Annotated in this window: 17 protein-coding genes, 2 tRNA genes, 2 rRNA genes and 2 riboswitches (2 of these 23 cut by a window edge); of the genes, 3 read left to right on the top strand and 18 right to left on the bottom strand. The window is 40.0% G+C overall.

Annotation, left to right across the window (positions count from 1 at the left end; translation table 11 throughout):
- From JNUCC25_RS01365 to groES, 7 genes are all read right to left on the bottom strand, one after another.
- Positions 1 to 892 carry the 5' portion of an NCS2 family permease gene (locus tag JNUCC25_RS01365; RefSeq protein WP_013055032.1) on the bottom strand. The gene continues 434 nt to the left of window position 1, outside the view, so only the first 892 of its 1,326 coding nucleotides appear in the window; the start codon lies at positions 890 to 892; the stop codon falls past the left edge of the window.
- Between the two features lie 134 nt (positions 893 to 1,026).
- Positions 1,027 to 1,128, bottom strand: a riboswitch (purine riboswitch).
- 97 nt (positions 1,129 to 1,225) lie between these two features.
- A complete protein-coding gene (guaA, locus tag JNUCC25_RS01360; RefSeq protein ID WP_028410369.1) occupies positions 1,226 to 2,755 on the bottom strand; it encodes a glutamine-hydrolyzing GMP synthase in 1,530 nt (509 codons plus the stop codon).
- Positions 2,756 to 2,877: 122 nt separating this feature from the next.
- Positions 2,878 to 2,979, bottom strand: a riboswitch (purine riboswitch).
- Between the two features lie 39 nt (positions 2,980 to 3,018).
- The gene (locus JNUCC25_RS01355) at positions 3,019 to 5,211 is read right to left on the bottom strand and encodes a transglutaminase TgpA family protein (RefSeq protein ID WP_098287179.1); all 2,193 of its coding nucleotides are present in this window, start codon (positions 5,209 to 5,211) and stop codon (positions 3,019 to 3,021) included.
- Positions 5,208 to 6,398 carry a DUF58 domain-containing protein gene (locus tag JNUCC25_RS01350; protein ID WP_098287180.1) on the bottom strand — a complete coding sequence of 397 codons (1,191 nt, stop codon included), beginning with the start codon at positions 6,396 to 6,398 and terminating at the stop codon, positions 5,208 to 5,210. The genes JNUCC25_RS01355 and JNUCC25_RS01350 overlap by 4 nt, the downstream gene beginning before the upstream one ends.
- Before the next feature lie 11 nt (positions 6,399 to 6,409).
- Positions 6,410 to 7,360, bottom strand: a complete 951-nt coding sequence (locus JNUCC25_RS01345; protein WP_057274216.1) for an AAA family ATPase — start codon at positions 7,358 to 7,360, stop codon at positions 6,410 to 6,412.
- A gap of 158 nt (positions 7,361 to 7,518) precedes the next feature.
- Positions 7,519 to 9,150, bottom strand: coding sequence for a chaperonin GroEL (groL, locus tag JNUCC25_RS01340; protein ID WP_013055027.1), 1,632 nt, complete (start codon positions 9,148 to 9,150; stop codon positions 7,519 to 7,521).
- Positions 9,151 to 9,217: 67 nt separating this feature from the next.
- Positions 9,218 to 9,502 (bottom strand): co-chaperone GroES, encoded by a 285-nt coding sequence (gene groES / locus JNUCC25_RS01335; RefSeq protein ID WP_013055026.1) that lies wholly within the window; start codon positions 9,500 to 9,502, stop codon positions 9,218 to 9,220.
- A 299-nt stretch (positions 9,503 to 9,801) separates the two neighbouring features.
- On the opposite strand from groES, the gene JNUCC25_RS01330 reads away from it, so the two are divergent.
- Both JNUCC25_RS01330 and JNUCC25_RS01325 read left to right on the top strand, forming a co-directional pair.
- Complete coding sequence (locus tag JNUCC25_RS01330) at positions 9,802 to 10,530, top strand: CPBP family intramembrane glutamic endopeptidase (protein WP_029325193.1); 729 nt, start codon at positions 9,802 to 9,804, stop codon at positions 10,528 to 10,530.
- Entirely contained in the window at positions 10,527 to 10,754 is a 228-nt protein-coding gene (locus JNUCC25_RS01325; protein WP_013055024.1) for a YdiK family protein, read from the top strand. Before JNUCC25_RS01330 ends, JNUCC25_RS01325 begins: the two co-directional genes overlap by 4 nt.
- Before the next feature lie 26 nt (positions 10,755 to 10,780).
- Here JNUCC25_RS01325 and tatC read toward each other — a convergent pair whose 3' ends face one another.
- The 3 genes from tatC to JNUCC25_RS01310 are packed head-to-tail and all read right to left on the bottom strand — an operon-like array spanning position 10,781 to position 12,429.
- The gene (gene tatC / locus JNUCC25_RS01320; protein WP_013055023.1) at positions 10,781 to 11,536 is read right to left on the bottom strand and encodes a twin-arginine translocase subunit TatC; all 756 of its coding nucleotides are present in this window, start codon (positions 11,534 to 11,536) and stop codon (positions 10,781 to 10,783) included.
- Between the two features lie 15 nt (positions 11,537 to 11,551).
- On the bottom strand, positions 11,552 to 11,737 hold the full coding sequence (tatA, locus tag JNUCC25_RS01315; RefSeq protein ID WP_013055022.1) for a twin-arginine translocase TatA/TatE family subunit: 186 nt from the start codon (positions 11,735 to 11,737) through the stop codon (positions 11,552 to 11,554).
- A gap of 53 nt (positions 11,738 to 11,790) precedes the next feature.
- Positions 11,791 to 12,429, bottom strand: a complete 639-nt coding sequence (locus JNUCC25_RS01310) for a redox-sensing transcriptional repressor Rex (RefSeq protein WP_013055021.1) — start codon at positions 12,427 to 12,429, stop codon at positions 11,791 to 11,793.
- A 458-nt stretch (positions 12,430 to 12,887) separates the two neighbouring features.
- Between JNUCC25_RS01310 and JNUCC25_RS01305 the strand changes: the two genes are divergently transcribed.
- The gene (locus JNUCC25_RS01305) at positions 12,888 to 14,822 is read left to right on the top strand and encodes an ABC-F family ATP-binding cassette domain-containing protein (RefSeq protein WP_013055020.1); all 1,935 of its coding nucleotides are present in this window, start codon (positions 12,888 to 12,890) and stop codon (positions 14,820 to 14,822) included.
- Positions 14,823 to 15,076: 254 nt separating this feature from the next.
- On the opposite strand, the gene tsaD is transcribed toward JNUCC25_RS01305, so the two are convergent.
- The 8 genes from tsaD to JNUCC25_RS01265 form a co-directional block, all read right to left on the bottom strand.
- Positions 15,077 to 16,093, bottom strand: coding sequence for a tRNA (adenosine(37)-N6)-threonylcarbamoyltransferase complex transferase subunit TsaD (gene tsaD / locus JNUCC25_RS01300; RefSeq protein WP_013055019.1), 1,017 nt, complete (start codon positions 16,091 to 16,093; stop codon positions 15,077 to 15,079).
- Complete coding sequence (rimI, locus tag JNUCC25_RS01295; protein ID WP_064471259.1) at positions 16,090 to 16,539, bottom strand: ribosomal protein S18-alanine N-acetyltransferase; 450 nt, start codon at positions 16,537 to 16,539, stop codon at positions 16,090 to 16,092. The genes tsaD and rimI overlap by 4 nt, the downstream gene beginning before the upstream one ends.
- 14 nt (positions 16,540 to 16,553) lie before the next feature.
- Complete coding sequence (tsaB, locus tag JNUCC25_RS01290) at positions 16,554 to 17,252, bottom strand: tRNA (adenosine(37)-N6)-threonylcarbamoyltransferase complex dimerization subunit type 1 TsaB (protein WP_013055017.1); 699 nt, start codon at positions 17,250 to 17,252, stop codon at positions 16,554 to 16,556.
- Positions 17,249 to 17,719, bottom strand: coding sequence for a tRNA (adenosine(37)-N6)-threonylcarbamoyltransferase complex ATPase subunit type 1 TsaE (tsaE, locus tag JNUCC25_RS01285; protein ID WP_013055016.1), 471 nt, complete (start codon positions 17,717 to 17,719; stop codon positions 17,249 to 17,251). The genes tsaB and tsaE overlap by 4 nt, the downstream gene beginning before the upstream one ends.
- A gap of 220 nt (positions 17,720 to 17,939) precedes the next feature.
- Positions 17,940 to 18,015 (bottom strand) — tRNA-Asp (locus JNUCC25_RS01280).
- Between the two features lie 4 nt (positions 18,016 to 18,019).
- Positions 18,020 to 18,096 (bottom strand) — tRNA-Met (locus JNUCC25_RS01275).
- Positions 18,097 to 18,120: 24 nt separating this feature from the next.
- Positions 18,121 to 18,236, bottom strand: a 5S ribosomal RNA gene (gene rrf / locus JNUCC25_RS01270).
- Between the two features lie 68 nt (positions 18,237 to 18,304).
- A 23S ribosomal RNA gene (locus JNUCC25_RS01265) occupies positions 18,305 to 20,000 on the bottom strand (it continues 1,240 nt past the right edge of the window).

The following is a 20,000-nucleotide window of genomic DNA, read 5'->3' as shown; positions in this document are numbered from 1 at the left end:
CACTAGAATCTGCCAATAACGCTCTGCCCGCTCGCGGAAGTTTATTATCTTTCATAAGTCCAGCTTGACTCGCTACAGCAACCATCGTACCTGCTGTATCGAAGAAATCAACAAATAAGAAAGTTAAAATGACGACTAGCATCTTTACAGTAAAGATATCACCGATATTTTGAAAAGCTGCCCCAAACGTCGGATCAAGACTAGGAACTGATGAAACAACTGCTTTAGGTGTATCAATTAAACCAAAAGCCATACCTGCTACAGCCGTTACAATCATACCGATAAATACAGCTGCATTTACTCGAAGCACCATTAATACAATAGTAATTACAATCCCAAAAACCGCAAGTAACGTTGTTGGGTTAGTTAAATCACCCAGTCCAACAAATGTGGCATCATCTTTGACGATGATTCCGGCACCTTTCATACCAATAAAACTAATAAATAAACCAATACCTGCTCCAACAGCCATTTTTAATTCAATAGGAATAGAATTAATAATTTTTTCTCGCAGGCTTGTTAATGTTAAAAGAATAAAAATAACACCTGATATCATAACACCTGTTAAAGCCGTCTGCCATGGAATTCCCATTGTCAGAACAACTGTATAAGCAAAAAATGCGTTTAATCCCATACCTGGAGCTAATGAAATTGGATATCTACCAAGCACTCCCATAACAATTGATCCCAAAGCTGCAGCTAAAGCAGTAGCTGTAAATACAGCCCCTTGGTCCATTCTCATACTGTCAGGTAGATCCTTTACATCACTTAGTGATAGCACAGATGGATTAACAAATAAAATGTAAGCCATAGATAGAAAAGTTGTAAGGCCAGCTATAAACTCTTTTCGATAGCTAGTACCCAGCTCTTCAAAACGAAAATACTTCTTCACGTTTTTTCCTCCCTTTATAGAAGCCGCATGCACTTAGGCAAGCCATAAAAAATGCCTCTACACTATGGCGCGTAAAGGCATAAAATCGACTAAAAGAGAAATGTATGAGCCAAAAAAACAAAAGATTTTTATACATACATGTATTACTTTCTCGTAGTCAAGCCATTTACGGTAGCTCGGTAGAAACTTTTGGGCCTTATCCCCAAGATTATACGACATTAAAGCTATATCTCGCTATTTTATGTTACTATCCTACCATTAACTTTTTAAAAAAGTCAACAAAAAACGAACATTCTTATAAAAGAATGTTCGTTTGTTCGGTTTTCTTACATATTATTCCCATTCAATTGTTGCAGGTGGCTTACTTGTAATATCGTACACTACGCGGTTAATATGCTTAACTTCGTTTACAATACGCGTTGAGATAACTTCAAGCACATCCCAAGGAATACGCGCCCAGTCAGAAGTCATACCATCAATCGATGTAACAGCACGAATACCGATTGTGTAATCATACGTACGAGCATCTCCCATTACACCTACACTGCGGATGTCAGGAAGAACCGTAAAGTATTGCCAGATATCGCGCTCTAAGTCAGCTTTTGCAATCTCTTCACGTAAAATAGCATCCGACTCACGTACAATTTCTAACTTCTCTTCCGTAATTGCACCAAGTACACGAATACCTAGACCTGGTCCTGGGAAAGGTTGACGCCAAACGATGTTATCAGGGATACCTAATTCAGAACCTAATGCACGTACTTCATCTTTGAATAGCGTGTTTAACGGTTCGATTAGTTTGAACTGCATATCTTCCGGTAATCCACCTACGTTGTGGTGAGATTTGATCGTTTGGGCTGTAGCTGTCCCACTCTCGATAATATCTGTGTATAGCGTACCTTGAGCTAGGAAATCAAACCCTTTTAATTTAGCAGCTTCGTCATCGAATACATAGATAAATTCATTACCGATGATTTTACGCTTTTGTTCAGGATCTGATACGCCGTTTAATTTTTCTAAGAAGCGATCTTTTGCATCGATTTTAATTACGTTCATATTAAAGCCTTCGCTGAATGTTTCCATTACGCTTTCCGCTTCACCTTTACGTAATAAACCGTGATCTACGAACATACATGTTAACTGATCACCAATTGCTTTGTGAATTAATACAGCTACTACTGAAGAGTCTACTCCACCGCTAAGTGCGCAAAGTACTTTTCTATCTCCAACTGTTTCACGGATTTTATCCATTTCAACTTCAATGAAGTTCTCGATTGACCAGTTTGCTTCAGCATGACATACTTCAAACACGAAGTTCTTTAAGATATGGTTACCGTGCACTGAATGGCGAACTTCTGGATGGAACTGCACTCCGTACATATTCTTTTCTTTGTTACTCATTGCGGCAATTGGACAAGATGGGCTAGTTGCGTCCACTTCAAAACCGGCTGGTGTTTCTACAACTAAATCACCGTGACTCATCCAAACAACTTGTTCTTTTGGCAACTCATGGTACATTAATGAATCGTTTTGTACGTTAATCGCTGCTTTACCATATTCACGATGGCTAGCACCTTCTACCTTCCCGCCAAAATGATGAGTCATTAATTGCATTCCATAACAAATACCTAAAACAGGAATACCTAATTCAAAAATGTTTTCATCGCAGTGAAATGCGTTTTCACCGTACACACTGTTTGGGCCTCCAGAGAAAATAATTCCCTTTGGATTTAATGCTTTAATCTCTTCTGCTGTAATTGTGTGCGGATGCAATTCACTATATACTCCGAACTCGCGAATGCGACGCGTAATCAGTTGGTTATATTGACTACCAAAATCTAATACAACAATCATGCCTTCCATCTTGTTCACCTCTCCGAATGTGTAAATAATCACTTGTTATTATGCCCTAAAATATAAAAAAACTAGACTTCTCCCTCAAAAAACAAAGGCAGAAGTCTAGTTGAGCACGACGTTTATCGTCAAATAGACTGTTCTGCCTTCATAGTCAGATCGTTTAAGGTGACCCGGTAGAGACTCTCGAACCATATTATCGAGGATATATGAAGGTATACGAAACATTTATAGTAAGTTCGAGAATATTCTATCAATCCGCGAAACAATGGTCAAGAACTCGTTTTTTTGATTAAATTTTCCCACAATTCAATCGACTCTTTCCATTCTTTTATGGAATCTGCATTTCGATACAAAACCCGCTCATATTTTTCCGTTAATTTTAGCATATTTACCGTATTTAATTTTTCGTCTACTTCTCCTGCAAAGTCGCGCAGCGTTTGACTTTCTTGCCGCTTTAGTCCATTTGCAGCGAGTCTTTTAAGTAAAAAAGCATACGCTGATTCAAAGGTTTCCACTCTCTCTTTCTTTTTATAAAAAGAGATATAAAAAGGTAAGAACCATTTAAATCGATTGAGATATATTACTATTAACATAACTACAATCAGTCCGTAAAAAAGCACTTTCCACTTCATAGACAACTTAGCATTTTGAAGAGAAGCTGTTTTTTCTCTCGCTTTTTCTTCTTGTGCCGGAAGCTCTTTTTCCTTAGGCTGCTCCTTCACTTGCGTTTCTTGTTTCTCTTCTTCCCTCTGACTATTTTCACTAGAGTTGTTAGATTGGCTATCTACAAAATCATAAGGATTAGAAAAACTTTTTGTTGGTTCAAAAGGTACCCAACCCGCTCCTGGAAAATAGACTTCGACCCAAGAATGAGCATTATTTTGTGTAATTTCATAGGTTGTCCACTTACTACTTCCTGAAATGACGGTGGCATCACCTTCTGTATAGCCCTTTACCCACCGAGCAGGAACATCTAATGAACGAAGCAGCACGACCATAGAAGTAGAGAAGTTATCACAGTACCCTCTTTTTGTATCAAATAAAAATTGATCCACATAATCTTTATTTTTCGTAGGAATTGGAACATTTTCAGTATCATATACATATGGATTTGATCGGAAGTATTCTTCAATGGCTTTCACTTTTTCATAACGATTGTTCTTATTTTTTGTTACCTCACGAGCTAAATCCTTTACTCGTTTCGGCAAGTTAGCAGGAAGTTGTGTATACCTTGCTATAAATTCGTTATTATTCTCTAGACTCTCTGCCTTTTTTTCCTCTGCTTGCTGAAGAAGTCCAATATCAAATACAGGATATTTATACGTCAGCTCATACGACTGAACAGTAACAAGCTTGTCATTTTGATAAGGATATAATTTTTCATTTGTCGGTGTAACATCGGTTTGAATGCCATTTTTTAAGGTTAGCGACAGCAGTTGAGGAACATGCATAAGATGAACAGAAGGCTGCGAATAGGTAACTTCTGCTTTTCTTACTTGTCCTGCTACACTTGAGTCATATTGAGGGAGTAAGTTTTCATTTCCTTTAAAGGGCACTTTTTCTTCCTCTTTAGACAGCTCCCACCCCTTACCTGTATAAACATCCTTCGTTTCAATACGCCAATAGTGCTCATCCTCTACTTTGGCTGTAAACACAACCGTATCATCATTGACAAACGATCCCCCCAATTTAGAATCGTCCATATCATAGCCAATTCGTTGGCCGTTTGGAGATTCTCCCTGTCCTTGATTTGTTGTATGCGCTGTGATAAAAGGTACGGGATCTGGCCACTGCGGCCCTGGTTTAGGGGCGAGATAAGCCAGCACAATGACGATAGCTAAAAAGCTGCCCAGAAAAAGAAACGATCGTCTTCTATTTTCTAAACGCTCAGTGCTCGCAGCTTTTATACGTTCAGGATTTATGCGAAGCATGGCTACTAATAAAAATCCGATAATCGTCACACGAATAATAGCAGCTCCCGCATCGTAAGTAGAAAAGGTATCCAACACGGTAATATACAAAATGGTTAAGAAGAAAAAGAAGAAAATTCTTTTTTGATAAAAGATCCAATATCGAATTAAATAAGCCATAATCCAAAGCAGTACAAAAAATAAAGTGCTCCTCATTTCAAATGATAAATTCGCTATATTCCACTCCATGATACTTTGTGCATCTGACTGAAGAATTCCCAACAGTCTCGGAAGCCAGTCTGAAGAAAAGAAGGCTCCTTGAAAATAAAGATTGTGAAGCGAAAACAAAATAAACAATATACTCCCTAACGTCATCACGATAAACGGCAAGCGAAACGTTAAACACAAAAAACAGTAAGCAACAAACAAGATAAAGTACTGAATTTGATTGGTATCCGTCACTTCATTTAAAGGAAGAAGCCATTCCACTAATAAAAAGAATGCTCCCGCGTACAATAAGATGTTTTTTACATACAAAGCTGATTTATTCACTTATTTCCGCCCTCACTTCCTTTAGATGATAGAGGAAGAGGAATATTAACGACTTCAATCGTTAAAGCAGAAGATTGTATTCTATTTACAATAACCGTCTCTTCGTCACTAAGCCCTGCTCCTTCATCTTTAACGACAATTATTGATGCCTTAGCATGGAGACTCAGCTTAGATTGAACCTGCCCAATAAGAGTCCCTGTAACTTGACTGACAATGACCATAAAAGAATGCTGTTTTTGAATGGCAATACTCTTAAGTTCTGTTTCGAATGCTCGATTGTTAACAGGCTGGGCACGTGCTAAGTGATACAACAGGTTATCAGACTCACTTTGTTCAGAGGTTTTTGGTAAAAAAATTGCATCTCCAGCTAAAAGAAAATCGACTTTTTTACGCTTGGTTTCTTCGTGAATGAGCATGGATGCCAGAAAGCTCATTCGTTCTTCAAAGTATAGAGAGCTTATAACATCTGCAATGATAATCATACTCCGTTCATGATAATGACCGAACTCTTTAGAAATCAGCGTAGCTTTACGAGCCGTCGCCTTCCAATCAATAGACCCTAATCGGTCACCCGGCTGATATTCTCTAATGCCTGTCACTAACGTAGTAGATTGATTCCCCGTCGAAACTTCATTTTTCCCTTCTTCTATTCCTGCTAAAAGAAATGGAATATCTATCTCATGAATCTGAGGATAAACGATAAATCGCTGCTGCAGCGGATAATATGCCTTCTTTTTTACAATTCCTAATAAATCACTCAGCTCAATCGAAATCGTAAAAAATTCATATTCTCCTCTTTCTACAAACGATCTTTTATACGGAATAACGGCGTTTCGTTGAAAAAGCGGATAAATTGTTCTTTCTTCTTGATCTAAAAAGTTACTCTCCTCTTTCACTGCTGCCATATAAACAGGAAAAGCCGAGGAGCGTGTAATGTGAATGTCATACGAAAGATAATCTCCAGCGAATCGAGGCTGTAGCTTCACATCACGAGTAACATTCCATTTCTTTAACGGATAAAGCAAAACGGCTACCGCATATAACCCAAAAGGTAAGAAGCTATAAAATAAAAACCAGCTGACAAATCCCCCTTGAAACATGGCGTAAGAAAACGTAGCAGCAAAGATGCAAAATAAAACGAACCAGTCTCTACATTTATTCCATATCACTTTTATATACTGTTTCATAAAGTACCCTCTTACCTTTTAACAGGTACTTTCGTATCAGCCATAATTTGCTTCATCACATCACTCGCTGTTAAGCCGCTGTACTGGGTATCAGGTCTTAGCGTTAATCGATGTGCACACACATACGAAGCAAGCTCTTGAACATCATCAGGAAGACAGTAATCTCTTCCCTTCACTAAAGCATATGCTTGAACGGCCTTCATAAATGAAACCGTTCCACGAGGACTAATACCTAACGAAACATGTGGATGAGAGCGCGTTTTACGAATGATTTCAATGATATAGTGCTTGATCGCATCGTCTACATAAATACTGCTTACAGCTTTTTGAGCCTGTACTAATTCTGGAATGCTCATGACGGGTTTGACATCTTCAAGGTTGATCTGGGTGGATACGCCATTTAAAATTTGAAGCTCCTCTTCTTGCGTAGGATACCCCATGCTTAATTTGAATAAAAAACGATCCAGCTGTGCTTCCGGCAAATGATAGGTCCCATCAAAATCAACAGGATTTTGAGTAGCCATCACAAAAAAAGGTGCTGGAATTTCCCGGGTGATACCATCGGTTGTTACATGATGCTCAGCCATTGCTTCTAAAAGCGCCGATTGGGTTTTAGGAGAAGTCCTGTTAATCTCATCAGCGAGTACAATGTGGCTCATGATAGGACCTGGACGAAAATGAAATTCCATGTCTTTCGGACTGTAGATAGAAACACCTGTTACATCGGACGGCAGCAAATCAGGCGTGAATTGAATTCGTTTAAACTCGGCATCAATCGATTTGGCCAGTGCCTTCACGAGCATCGTTTTCCCCACACCCGGCACATCTTCAAGCAAAATATGCCCCTTTGCAAGCAAAGCAACTAAACTCAACGTAGATACATGACGCTTTCCAATTACAATTTGATCGATGTTTTCTAATACTTGATTTAATTTACTATTAATATGATCGAGCTGAATCAACGAAGCTCCCCCTTAAAACTCAGTTAAGCCTTGAGTTTAGTATGTTTTTCAATAAACATAGTACTATCTTAACAAATTTTAAAAAAATCTGAAAATATTAATGCACGCAAAAAAGCGACCAAGTGAGTACTTGATCGCTTTTTCAGAGAGGGCAGTGATTACATCATGCCGCCCATTCCACCCATGCCGCCCATGTCAGGCATTGCAGGAGCTGCGTTTTCTTCTGGCTTGTCAGCAACAACTGCTTCAGTTGTTAAGAACATAGCCGCTACAGAAGAAGCATTTTGAAGAGCTGAACGCGTTACTTTTGTTGGGTCAACGATACCAGTGTCTAGCATATTTACCCACTCGCCAGTTGCAGCGTTAAATCCAGTTCCAACTGCTTCGCCTTTTAGACGCTCAACGATTACGGATCCTTCTAAACCAGCGTTGTGAGCGATTTGACGTACAGGCTCTTCAATCGCACGTAATACGATGTTGATACCTGTAGCAGTGTCACCGTCAGCTTCGATGCTTGCTACTTTATTATAGATATTTACTAATGCAGTACCACCACCAGCTACGATACCTTCTTCAACCGCAGCGCGCGTAGAGTTTAATGCATCTTCAATACGTAATTTACGTTCTTTTAACTCAGTTTCAGTTGCCGCACCAACTTTAATTACAGCTACGCCACCAGCAAGTTTTGCTAAGCGCTCTTGTAATTTTTCGCGGTCAAACTCTGAAGTTGTTTCTTCAAGCTGAGCTTTGATTTGGTTTACGCGTGCTAGGATATCTTCTGCGTTTCCTGCACCGTTTACAACTGTTGTATTTTCTTTTGTTACAACAATTTTAGAAGCGCGACCTAATTGGTCGATGCTTGCTGTTTTCAGGTCAAGACCAAGCTCTTCAGTGATTACTTCTCCGCCTGTTAAGATCGCAACGTCTTGTAGCATTGCTTTACGACGATCACCGAAACCAGGAGCTTTAACAGCTACAGCTGTAAATGTACCGCGAAGTTTGTTCACAACTAATGTTGCTAAAGCTTCGCCTTCTACGTCTTCAGCGATGATTAATAGAGGCTTGCCTTGTTGAACAACTTGCTCTAATACCGGTAAGATTTCTTGAATGTTACCGATTTTTTTGTCTGTAATTAAGATGTACGGGTCATCTAATACAGCTTCCATTTTATCTGAATCAGTTACCATGTAAGGAGATGCATATCCACGGTCAAACTGCATACCTTCTACCACTTCTAATTCAGTTGTGAAACCTTTTGACTCTTCAAGTGTGATAACGCCGTCGTTACCAACGCGCTCCATTGCTTCAGCGATTAGTTGACCTACTTCTTCGTCAGCCGCTGAGATAGCCGCTACTTGAGCAATTGAATCTTTACCTTGAATTGGTTTAGAGATTGCTTTTAGTTCTTCAACCGCTACAGCTACAGCTTTTTCCATACCTTTACGGATACCCATTGGGTTAGCACCAGCCGTTACGTTTTTAAGGCCTTCTCTGATCATTGCTTGCGCTAAAACTGTTGCAGTAGTTGTACCGTCACCAGCAACGTCGTTTGTTTTGCTAGCAACTTCAGCTACTAATTTAGCACCCATATTTTCAAATGCGTCTTCTAATTCGATTTCTTTTGCAATTGTTACACCGTCATTTGTAATAAGCGGTGAACCGAATTTCTTTTCTAATACAACGTTACGACCTTTTGGTCCAAGCGTTACTTTTACCGCATTTGCTAATGTATCTACACCACGTAGCATTGCGCGACGTGCTTCTTCGCTAAATTTAATGTCTTTTGCCATGTTCTTTGACCTCCTCAAGATATTCTTAATAATCTATTTTTTACGTATGATAAGTTTGTGGTTAAAATTAGCCGATTACAGCTAAAATATCGCTTTCGCGTAAAATTAAGTATTCAGTACCTTCATATTTCACTTCAGTACCTGCATATTTTGAGAAGATGATACGATCGCCTGCAGCTACTTCTAAAGCTACACGCTCACCGCTTTCTAATACTCGGCCTGTACCAACAGCCACAATTTTACCCTCTTGTGGTTTTTCTTTTGCACTGTCCGGTAACACGATACCGCTTGCTGTTTTTTCCTCAGATTTTACAAGTTCAATCACTACGCGATCACCTAATGGCTTTAACAAGTGAAACAACCTCCTCAAATAATATGTTTGCATTTTTATTAGCACTCAACCTCAACGAGTGCTAACACAATTATTATATTAAAACAAAGTGGGTTTTTTTTGCAAGTATTAAACAAAAAAAATTTAAAATTTACGACAACTACATATAATAGTCTTAGATTTCGACGATTTTGAGAAATAAAGCATTCTTTTCTCTGTTCAATAATATGTATGTTACAATACGAGCAAGAAGAAATTACTAACTTCACAGTACTTCTTCGACATATATACATAAAAACCTTTTAAAGGAGTATAGAAGATTGGAAAAACGTTATTGGTATGTTATCCTCACCTACATCCTTATGCAGTTTTCAGGAGTTGTTGGTATACCGCTGTTAAAATTAACAGGAATGTTTGATCAATATCCAGTTCGAACAGCGAATGTCATGCTTTTGACTTATTGGACCATCATTAGCTTTATCATTGGTTTACTTATTGTCTTACTGCTGCTGCGCCGTGACATGTCCATGCGTATAGAACATGCGGGAACAACGGTAACTGTTGTCTGGTCAGTCCTTGGGGTGTTCTTGGCTATGGCTGGTCAAGCTGTAGCAGGTATGATTGAGCACGCTCTTGGCATTACCCAAGTATCTGAAAACACACAAAATATTGTTAATCTTGTTAAAGCAACGCCGTTCCTCATTGTCGTTACGTCTGTTATTGGACCAATTCTAGAAGAGATTATTTTTCGAAAGATTATTTTCGGCTCTCTTCACAAACGATATAATTTTTTTATCTCTGCATTTATTAGTTCCCTTATTTTCGCTGCCGTACACTGGGATTTTAAACATTTGCTCGTGTATACAGCCATGGGATTTGTATTTGCATTCCTTTATGCAAGAACAAAACTAATTATTGTACCCATTATTGCTCACGTGTTGATGAATACAATCGTTATTTTATCTCAAACTATTTTTGCAGATAAAATTATAGAAATGCAAAAGCAAGCAGAACAAATGCAGTTTATTTTTGGAGGCATGTTTTTATGAAGAATATCCCTTTAACACGAGGGTTTATTTATATTATTATGGGGATTTTATTCACCTACCTGGCCATTCAAAATGCTCAGGAAACCGTGTGGAACTTCCCTACGATCTTATTTGCACTCGTAGCCGCATTCGATTTCAGATTTGCGGTTCGCATTTTTATCTTGCACTATAAAATTAAAAAGTTGCAGCAGCAATATAAAAATCAAGATGATTCATCTAAATAAAAAAAACCACTGTTTCAGTGGTTTTTTTACATACTAACATCTTCTCTTTCTTGCTCTGCCCTTGCCTTTAACACTTTGCGATACGAAATGCGGGAAATAATGATGCTGATTTCATACAAAATTAAGAGCGGCACTGTCACCATCATGTGCGAGAGCAATTCCGGTGGTGTAATAAGTGCGGCAATAACTAGCAGTACGAAATAGGCATACTTTCGAATTTGAGATAAAAACATAGGCGTTATAATTCCTAATCGCGTCAAAAACATGACGACGACAGGAAGCTGAAACAACAGGCCAAAAGGCAGTGTGAGCTGCATTAAAAAAGAAAAGTATTCATTAATGCCAATCACTTGGTTTACATTCAGCTCATCAGAAACGCGCGTCATAAAATCGACGACAAATGGAAACAACACAAAATAAGAAAAAGAGACACCGCCGATAAAGAGAAAAATGGAAACAGGAATATATCCAAGCGTTACCTTACGCTCTTTTTCATATAAACCAGGACTAATAAATGCCCAAAGTTGATACAGTGCAACAGGAGCTGCAAGTACACAGCCGATAATAACAGCAAACTGCATATAAATCTTAACTGGATCTGTTAGCCTAAATGCATTCATCGTTAAATTTTTTGCCTCATCAGCATGCTGTAAATAGACAATAACCTTATCCGCTATAAAAAAGCCGCCAATTGTGGCAATGACAAAGAAAAATAAAACAATTAAAATGCGTTTTCGCAGCTCTCCTATATGATCATATATTGACATTTCTTGTTCAGTCATACTATGATCACCCTTTTACTCTTTGTCATCTACTTGACGCTGTTTATCTTTTTCACGATCTTCTGATGCACCGCTAGCGGCATGCTTAAACTCTCTAAGCGTTTGCCCGACTGACCTTCCTAGCTCCGGTAACCGTTTCGGTCCAAAAATAAGCAGTGCTACAATCGCAATAATAATCCAACTGCCTGCTCCAATCCCCATATTCCCACTCTCCTTATTAATTTAGACTTAAGGAAATCGTAACACAGTCCACCTTATTCAACAGGATAATTTTTCAAAAAATAGACAAGCGACTGTAATTCTACAGCAAGATCAATATGATGTAGTCGAATCTCATCCGGTACGTTTAAGCGTGCAGGAGTGAAGTTTAGAATCCCTTTAATTCCGCAGTTCACTAAACGATCGGTAATTTGCTGAGCAACAGTGGCAGGAACGGTTAAAATCGCCACTGAGATATCATCACTCATATAATCTTCCAATTGGTCAAGGTGATAAACCGGCACGTCACCTACTTTTGTACCGACTTTATCTTCTATCACATCAAAAGCGCACTCAATTTTGGTGTTATTATTTTTAATAAAATTATAATTTAAAAAGGCCGTTCCCAGATTCCCCACGCCAATCAGTGCTACTTTCGTTACTTCATCTTGGTCTAACGTTTTACGGAAAAATGTAAGTAAATAATTCACATTGTAGCCGTATCCCTTTTTCCCTAATGCTCCAAAATAAGAAAAGTCCCGACGAATAGTAGCAGAATCAACTTTCACTGCCTCACTTAACTCTGCTGACGAAACACGCTGTTTACCAGAAGCATGCAAGTTTTTTAAAAAACGATAATAAAGCGGCAATCGTTTAGCCGTTGCTTGTGGTATTTTTAATTGTTCAGTGTTCACGTTGTACCCCCTCAGTTCATGTATGTCATTACTAACATTTTCAAGTCATATTGCATTACCTTTCACAAAGCATCAACCGCTTTGAGGTAGCGCTTCCAATTCTCTCTCTTTTCTCTTGTTTTATATATACTCCGCTTCACACCCCGACGGCTTTTGTCTATCCAGCACTATTTAAAGTCGTTAGCTAGAACGAAGCAATTAGCCCTTCAAAGGATTCGTTTGTTAGTCATGACGGATTTTCTACATCCATCATATATAAGTTCAGAGATGCACTTATCTCTTATTTTAACATAGTATCCTGTATAAAATGTGCACGTAAAATCATTTTATTTCATGAATCAAAACATTCGCTTCACCATTTTTCCTTGTCCCTGTACAAATTACAAACGCTTGTAGGAAGAACTTGTAGTTGAGAATATGTTAAAATACACTATGGATATACTACTAGAGGTGAAAAAATGATTATTCTACAATTGAACGGTATTACAAAATACTATGGGGCAGAACCCATTTTATCGAATATAAAGTTAGAAGTACAATCAAAAGACCGCATTGCCCTAGTGGGACGAAACGGTGCTGGTAAATCAACTTTATTAAAAATTATTGCTGAGCAGCTTTCTTATGACAGCGGAGAAATTATTAAACCTAAAGGTGTTTCCATTGATTATATGGGACAAGATACAGTTCTTGAGTCAACACTCTCCATATGGGAAGAAATGATGACTGTCTTTGCTCCGTTAAAGAAGATGGAAAAAGAATTACGTACGCTTGAAACGAAGATGGGCGATCCAGACATTTTTAATGATTCAGTTCAATACGAAAAACTAACCAAAGAGTACGATCAGCTTCAAGTAACGTTCAAAGATTTAGGCGGCTATCAATATGAAGCGGATACACGATCTATTCTTCACGGTTTCCGTTTTTCAAACTTTGACTATAGCACCCCTATTTCCTCCTTGAGCGGTGGACAAAAAACACGCTTGGCGCTTGCAAAACTGCTTTTAACAAAGCCGGACTTACTTATTCTCGATGAGCCTACCAACCACTTAGATATTGAAACTTTAGCATGGCTGGAACAGTTTCTGCAAGGGTATGAAGGAGCTATTTTAATTGTTTCACACGATCGTTACTTCCTTGATAAAGTCGTAAATCAAGTGTATGAAGTCACACAAAAAACAACGGTGAAGTACACGGGCAACTACTCTAAATACCTTGTACAAAAAGCAGAGCGATATGAAAAAGAGTTGCGTCAGTACGAAAAGCAGCAAGATGAAGTCGCAAAACTGAATGATTTTATTCAGCGAAACATCGCCCGCGCATCGACTACAAAACGTGCGCAAAGCAGACGTAAACAGCTCGATCGAATGGAGTTAATAAATCGACCTAACGAAGGCGAAAAATCAGCTAGTTTTTCGTTTGAAATTGAGCGTCAAAGCGGAAATGAAGTCTTAAATCTCGAAAACGTGTCTATTGGATATGATGAACACAAATATATTGTTCAGCAGGCAAACCTTCGGATTAAAAAAGGTGAAAGCCTTGCGTTGGTTGGCCCTAATGGAGTTGGGAAATCTACGTTATTAAAAGGTATTGTGGATAAACTAAGCTTCAAGACTGGAACCATTTCTTTTGGCTCAAACGTAATGGTTGGTTATTACGACCAAGAGCAAGCTAATTTAACGTCTAATAAGACCGTTTTAAATGAGCTTTGGGATGACTACCCATCCAAACCTGAAAAAGAAATTCGTACAGCGCTTGGAAATTTTCTGTTTTCAGGTGATGATGTACTGAAAATCGTTTCCACGCTTAGCGGTGGTGAAAAAGCACGTTTGGCTCTTGCGAAGCTTATGCTTCAAAAAGCTAATTTCTTAATTTTAGATGAACCTACTAACCATCTTGATTTAGATAGCAAACAAGTACTCGAGAATGCGTTAATCGATTACCCAGGAACTCTGTTATTTGTTTCACATGACCGTTATTTTATTAACCGTATTGCAAACAAAATAGCAGAGCTATCTCCTGAAGGAGTAGAAGAATTTCTTGGAGATTATGACTATTATGTAGAAAAGAAAGCAGAAATAGAGGAAATCAAAGAATTAGAAAATATAAAAGCAAACGAAGAACGTACTGTAAAAGTAGATAAACAGTCCTATAAACAAGATAAAGAACAAAAGAAATTGATGAGGCAGCGAACGCGCCGCATTGAAGAAATTGAAACTGAAGTAAACAAATTAGAAGCCGCACAAGCGGAGAATGAAGAACTTCTTTGTGATCCCGAAATTTATCAAAACCACGAAGAAGTATCAAGATTAAACGGTGAAAATGAAAAAATTTCTTCACAGTTATCCACATTAATGGAAGAGTGGGAAGAATTACAGCTTCTTCTAGAAGAATAGCCTATATTTTTTCGTATTTATTCATCCTATTTACTTGTTCATGCGCTTTAGAACAAGCTTTATCCACTCTGTGAATAAATAGTGGATATCTGTCTGATTTTTATAATTAAAACTTGTTGATAACAGGTCCGTGTACTGAGTGCACGGACTTTTCCACATAATTATCCACAGTTAATTCTAAATTTATTGAATATTGTTGATAAATCATTTTTATCCACAAAAAAGACGAATGAGAAATGAATCTCATTCGTCTCTTACTCTTCCAAGTCCAAACCGGGGTTTGCGTTTAATGACATATCTGAACGTTTTCCTTGAGCAAATCGTACACTTGCTGCTGCTCCAATCATTGCGGCATTATCCGTGCATAGAGACAGCGGCGGGATAATAAGCTCAATGTTTGATAATGGTGCAAATGCCTCTTCTAGCGCTGCTCTAAGTCCTTTATTAGCAGCAACCCCTCCTGCTACTAACACTTGCTTAACGTTATATTCCTTTGCAGCTTTAACGGTTTTAGTTACTAACACATCAATAACACTCGCTTGAAAGCTAGCAGCAAGCGTTTGGGGAAGAATTTCTTCACCTTTTTGCTTCGCGTTGTGGACAGTGTTAATAACTGCGGATTTTAACCCACTGAAACTAAAATCATAGGATCCTTCTTCTAGCCAAGCACGCGGCAAATCAATTAATGGCTCTCCTTCATGTGCAAGGCGGTCAATATGCGGTCCGCCTGGATATGGAAGGTTTAACGTGCGGGCTACTTTATCGTAGGCTTCTCCTGCTGCATCATCTCTCGTTTCACCAATCACTTTAAACTGACCGTGACTTTCCATGTATACAAGCTCCGTATGCCCTCCAGATACAACTAGTGATAAAAGCGGGAATTCTAATTTTTTGATTAACTGATTTGCATAAATATGTCCTGCAATATGATGAACACCAATTAATGGCTTCTGATGTGCAAATGCTAGCGCTTTGGCTGCATTTACGCCAATAAGAAGTGCTCCCACAAGCCCAGGTCCTTCCGTTACAGCTATTGCATCAATATCTGCAAACGTCAAGTTCGCTTGATTTAAAGTTTCTTCAACTACTACCGTAATTTGTTCCACATGATGACGAGATGCAATCTCCGGTACGACACCGCCAAATCGTTTATGGCTTTCTATTTGTGATGCCACCACATTGGCTACAATTTCATGACCGTTTCGAATCACGGCTGCTGCTGTCTCATCACAGCTTGTTTCTAATGCTAAAATTAATTGATTTTTACTCATAAATTCACCCACATAACTAATGCATCCTCATTGTTATCAGAATAATAATTCTTACGAATACCTCCAGGTTTAAAACCTAGCTTTTGATACAATGATTGTGCAATATGATTAGATACCCTAACTTCTAATGTCATTGACGTAGCACCTAGTTTTCGAAGAACATCCACCACGTTGCGCAGCAGCAATTCACCGAGTCCCTTACCTCGGTAGTCTGGCAATAGCGCAATGTTGGTTACATGTGCTTCGTCAATAACAATCCACGTTCCGCAATACCCAATAATATTTTCTCCTTCTTCCATCACAATGTAAGTTGAAAATTGATTATTGGTTAACTCATTTTGAAACGCTTCTGAACTCCAAGGTGTCGTAAAAGACTTCTCTTCGATTTTCACTACTTGATCAATATCTTTAACTTCCATTAAACGAAACTTAATTGTTAGTTTCATGTTTATACCTTCTTTTATCCTTTTTGCTGTGAAGCAAGCCAGTTGGCTTCGGCTTCAGCTAAACGAATGTAGTTCGGAACAAAAGTATGCACAGACTGCGGCTCTTTCTTCATTCCTAAGAAAGCCAATTCACTTGGTCTTGGATTAAACTGCTGAACATGGGCAAATACAGCTTGTTCACCCAACACTTCTTTTAACGCCTCTTCATGCATGGGAAGATCATTGCCTATGAATAAAATAGGTTTGTTGTATAACTTTAAATGTTCCGCCCAGTCCTTATTAATAACAAGTCGATCACTTTCAACTTCTAGAAGACCTCGTTCGTTATTCCATTCATATAGTCCTGTATAAAGCTGTTGACGGCGCGCATCAAATAACGGAGCAATATATCCATCAAAATAGCGACCGTTTGCTGCTAGTGCCTCAAGGCTAGATACACCTATTAAAGGAATATTTAAAGTCCAAGCAAGTGTCTTGGCAATGGTAACGCCAATGCGTACACCTGTATAAGACCCAGGACCGTGCGCCACTACAATGCGGTCTAGCTCGCTTGGCGCAATATCACAATCTTTTAACAGAGATTCCACAGCGTTCATCACACGAACGGAGTGATTCTTTTTTAGATTCGTAATAATTTCTCCAATCACTTTGTTTTCTTCAACGACAGCAACACCCATGACAAAATTGGATGTATCAATGGCTAACATTTTCATCTTTTAAAAAGCTCCTTACATATTTCAACGTACCGACTCCCCATCGCTTTTACAAGGATTTTACGAGTCGTTTCGTTTTCATGGTAAATATTGATTTGAATATATTCATTAGGAAGCTGCTCTTCAATCAGATGAGCCCACTCCACGACCGTCACGCCATCTCCTTCAAAATACTCATCGAACCCTAGGTCTTCAAATTCATCCCCTAGACGGTACACATCCATATGATAAAGAGGAAGGCGACCGCTTTTGTATTCTTTAATGATAGTAAATGTCGGGCTATTCACATTGCGTTCAATTCCTAATCCTTTAGCTAAACTTTTTGTGAATGTTGTCTTTCCAGCCCCCAAATCGCCTTCGAGCAGCAGCACGTCACCAGCTTCTAATAAAGTTGCTAGACGAGCAGCCAGCTGATTAGTTTCATCAGGAGACGTAGACATAAACGTAAATTCGTTAATCTCTGTCATTCATTCAGAACCTCATTTCAATCTGTATATATATATTGTAAACGTTGTGGACTATACATATCCAGTAAGAAATCCAACAATCTTTAACATCGCAATTCTATAAAGAAATTTCTTTGTATATAAAAAATTCCTTAGGATTGCTCCTAAGGACGGTAAAGTTTTATATAAAAATGGTTCAAACAATAAAAAAGACGAAACACATTGTTTCGTTTCTAAAAAATGGCGGTCCCGACGGGAATCGAACCCGCGATCTCCTGCGTGACAGGCAGGCATGTTAACCGCTACACCACGGGACCATGTTGGTTGCGGGGACAGGATTTGAACCTGCGACCTTCGGGTTATGAGCCCGACGAGCTACCGAACTGCTCCACCCCGCGATGATAAAAAAGCAAAATAAAAATGCCTAGCGATGTCCTACTCTCACAGGGACAAAGTCCCAACTACCATCGGCGCTAAAGAGCTTAACTTCCGTGTTCGGTATGGGAACGGGTGTGACCTCTTTGCCATTATCACTAGACATTTATATGAGATTGTTCTCTCAAAACTAGGTAACAGTTTGCTGAGTAAAGCTTACGCTTTTAAAGTTTGGTTAAGTCCTCGATCGATTAGTATCAGTCAGCTACACATGTCGCCACGCTTCCACCTCTGACCTATCAACCTGATCATCTTTCAGGGATCTTACTAGCTTGCGCTATGGGAAATCTCATCTTGAGGGGGGCTTCATGCTTAGATGCTTTCAGCACTTATCCCGTCCACACATAGCTACCCAGCGATGCCTTTGGCAAGACAACTGGTACACCAGCGGTGTGTCCATCCCGGTCCTCTCGTACTAAGGACAGCTCCTCTCAAATTTCCTACGCCCACGACGGATAGGGACCGAACTGTCTCACGACGTTCTGAACCCAGCTCGCGTACCGCTTTAATGGGCGAACAGCCCAACCCTTGGGACCGACTACAGCCCCAGGATGCGATGAGCCGACATCGAGGTGCCAAACCTCCCCGTCGATGTGGACTCTTGGGGGAGATAAGCCTGTTATCCCCGGGGTAGCTTTTATCCGTTGAGCGATGGCCCTTCCATGCGGAACCACCGGATCACTAAGCCCGACTTTCGTCCCTGCTCGACTTGTAGGTCTCGCAGTCAAGCTCCCTTGTGCCTTTACACTCTACGAATGATTTCCAACCATTCTGAGGGAACCTTTGGGCGCCTCCGTTACATTTTAGGAGGCGACCGCCCCAGTCAAACTGCCCACCTGACACTGTCTCCCGGCCCGATCAGGGCCGCGGGTTAGAATTTCAATACAGCCAGGGTAGTATCCCACCGACGCCTCCACCGAAGCTAGCGCTCCGGCTTCTCAGGCTCCTACCTATCCTGTACAAGCTGTACCAAAATTCAATATCAGGCTACAGTAAAGCTCCACGGGGTCTTTCCGTCCTGTCGCGGGTAACCTGCATCTTCACAGGTACTATAATTTCACCGAGTCTCTCGTTGAGACAGTGCCCAGATCGTTACGCCTTTCGTGCGGGTCGGAACTTACCCGACAAGGAATTTCGCTACCTTAGGACCGTTATAGTTACGGCCGCCGTTTACTGGGGCTTCGATTCAGAGCTTCTCCCAAAGGATAACCCCTCCTCTTAACCTTCCAGCACCGGGCAGGCGTCAGCCCCTATACTTCGCCTTGCGGCTTCGCAGAGACCTGTGTTTTTGCTAAACAGTCGCCTGGGCCTATTCACTGCGGCTCTCTCGGGCTATACACCCTACCAGAGCACCCCTTCTCCCGAAGTTACGGGGTCATTTTGCCGAGTTCCTTAACGAGAGTTCTCTCGATCACCTTAGGATTCTCTCCTCGCCTACCTGTGTCGGTTTGCGGTACGGGCACCTCCCGCCTCGCTAGAGGCTTTTCTTGGCAGTGTGGAATCAGGAACTTCGGTACTATAATTCCCTCGTCATCACAGCTCAGCCTTTATGATGAGCGGATTTGCCTACTCATCAGCCTAACTGCTTGAACGCGCATATCCAGCAGCGCGCTTACCCTATCCTACTGCGTCCCCCCATTACTCAAACGGCGGGGAGGTGGTACAGGAATATCAACCTGTTGGCCATCGCCTACGCTTTTCAGCCTCGGCTTAGGTCCCGACTAACCCTGAGCGGACGAGCCTTCCTCAGGAAACCTTAGGCATTCGGTGGACAAGATTCTCACTTGTCTTTCGCTACTCATACCGGCATTCTCACTTCTAAGCGCTCCACCAGTCCTTACGGTCTGACTTCACAGCACTTAGAACG

Source organism: Priestia sp. JNUCC 25 (genome assembly GCF_053667915.1).
The sequence above is the reverse complement of the archived record's forward strand: the minus strand, read 5'-3'. Positions and strand labels throughout refer to the sequence as shown.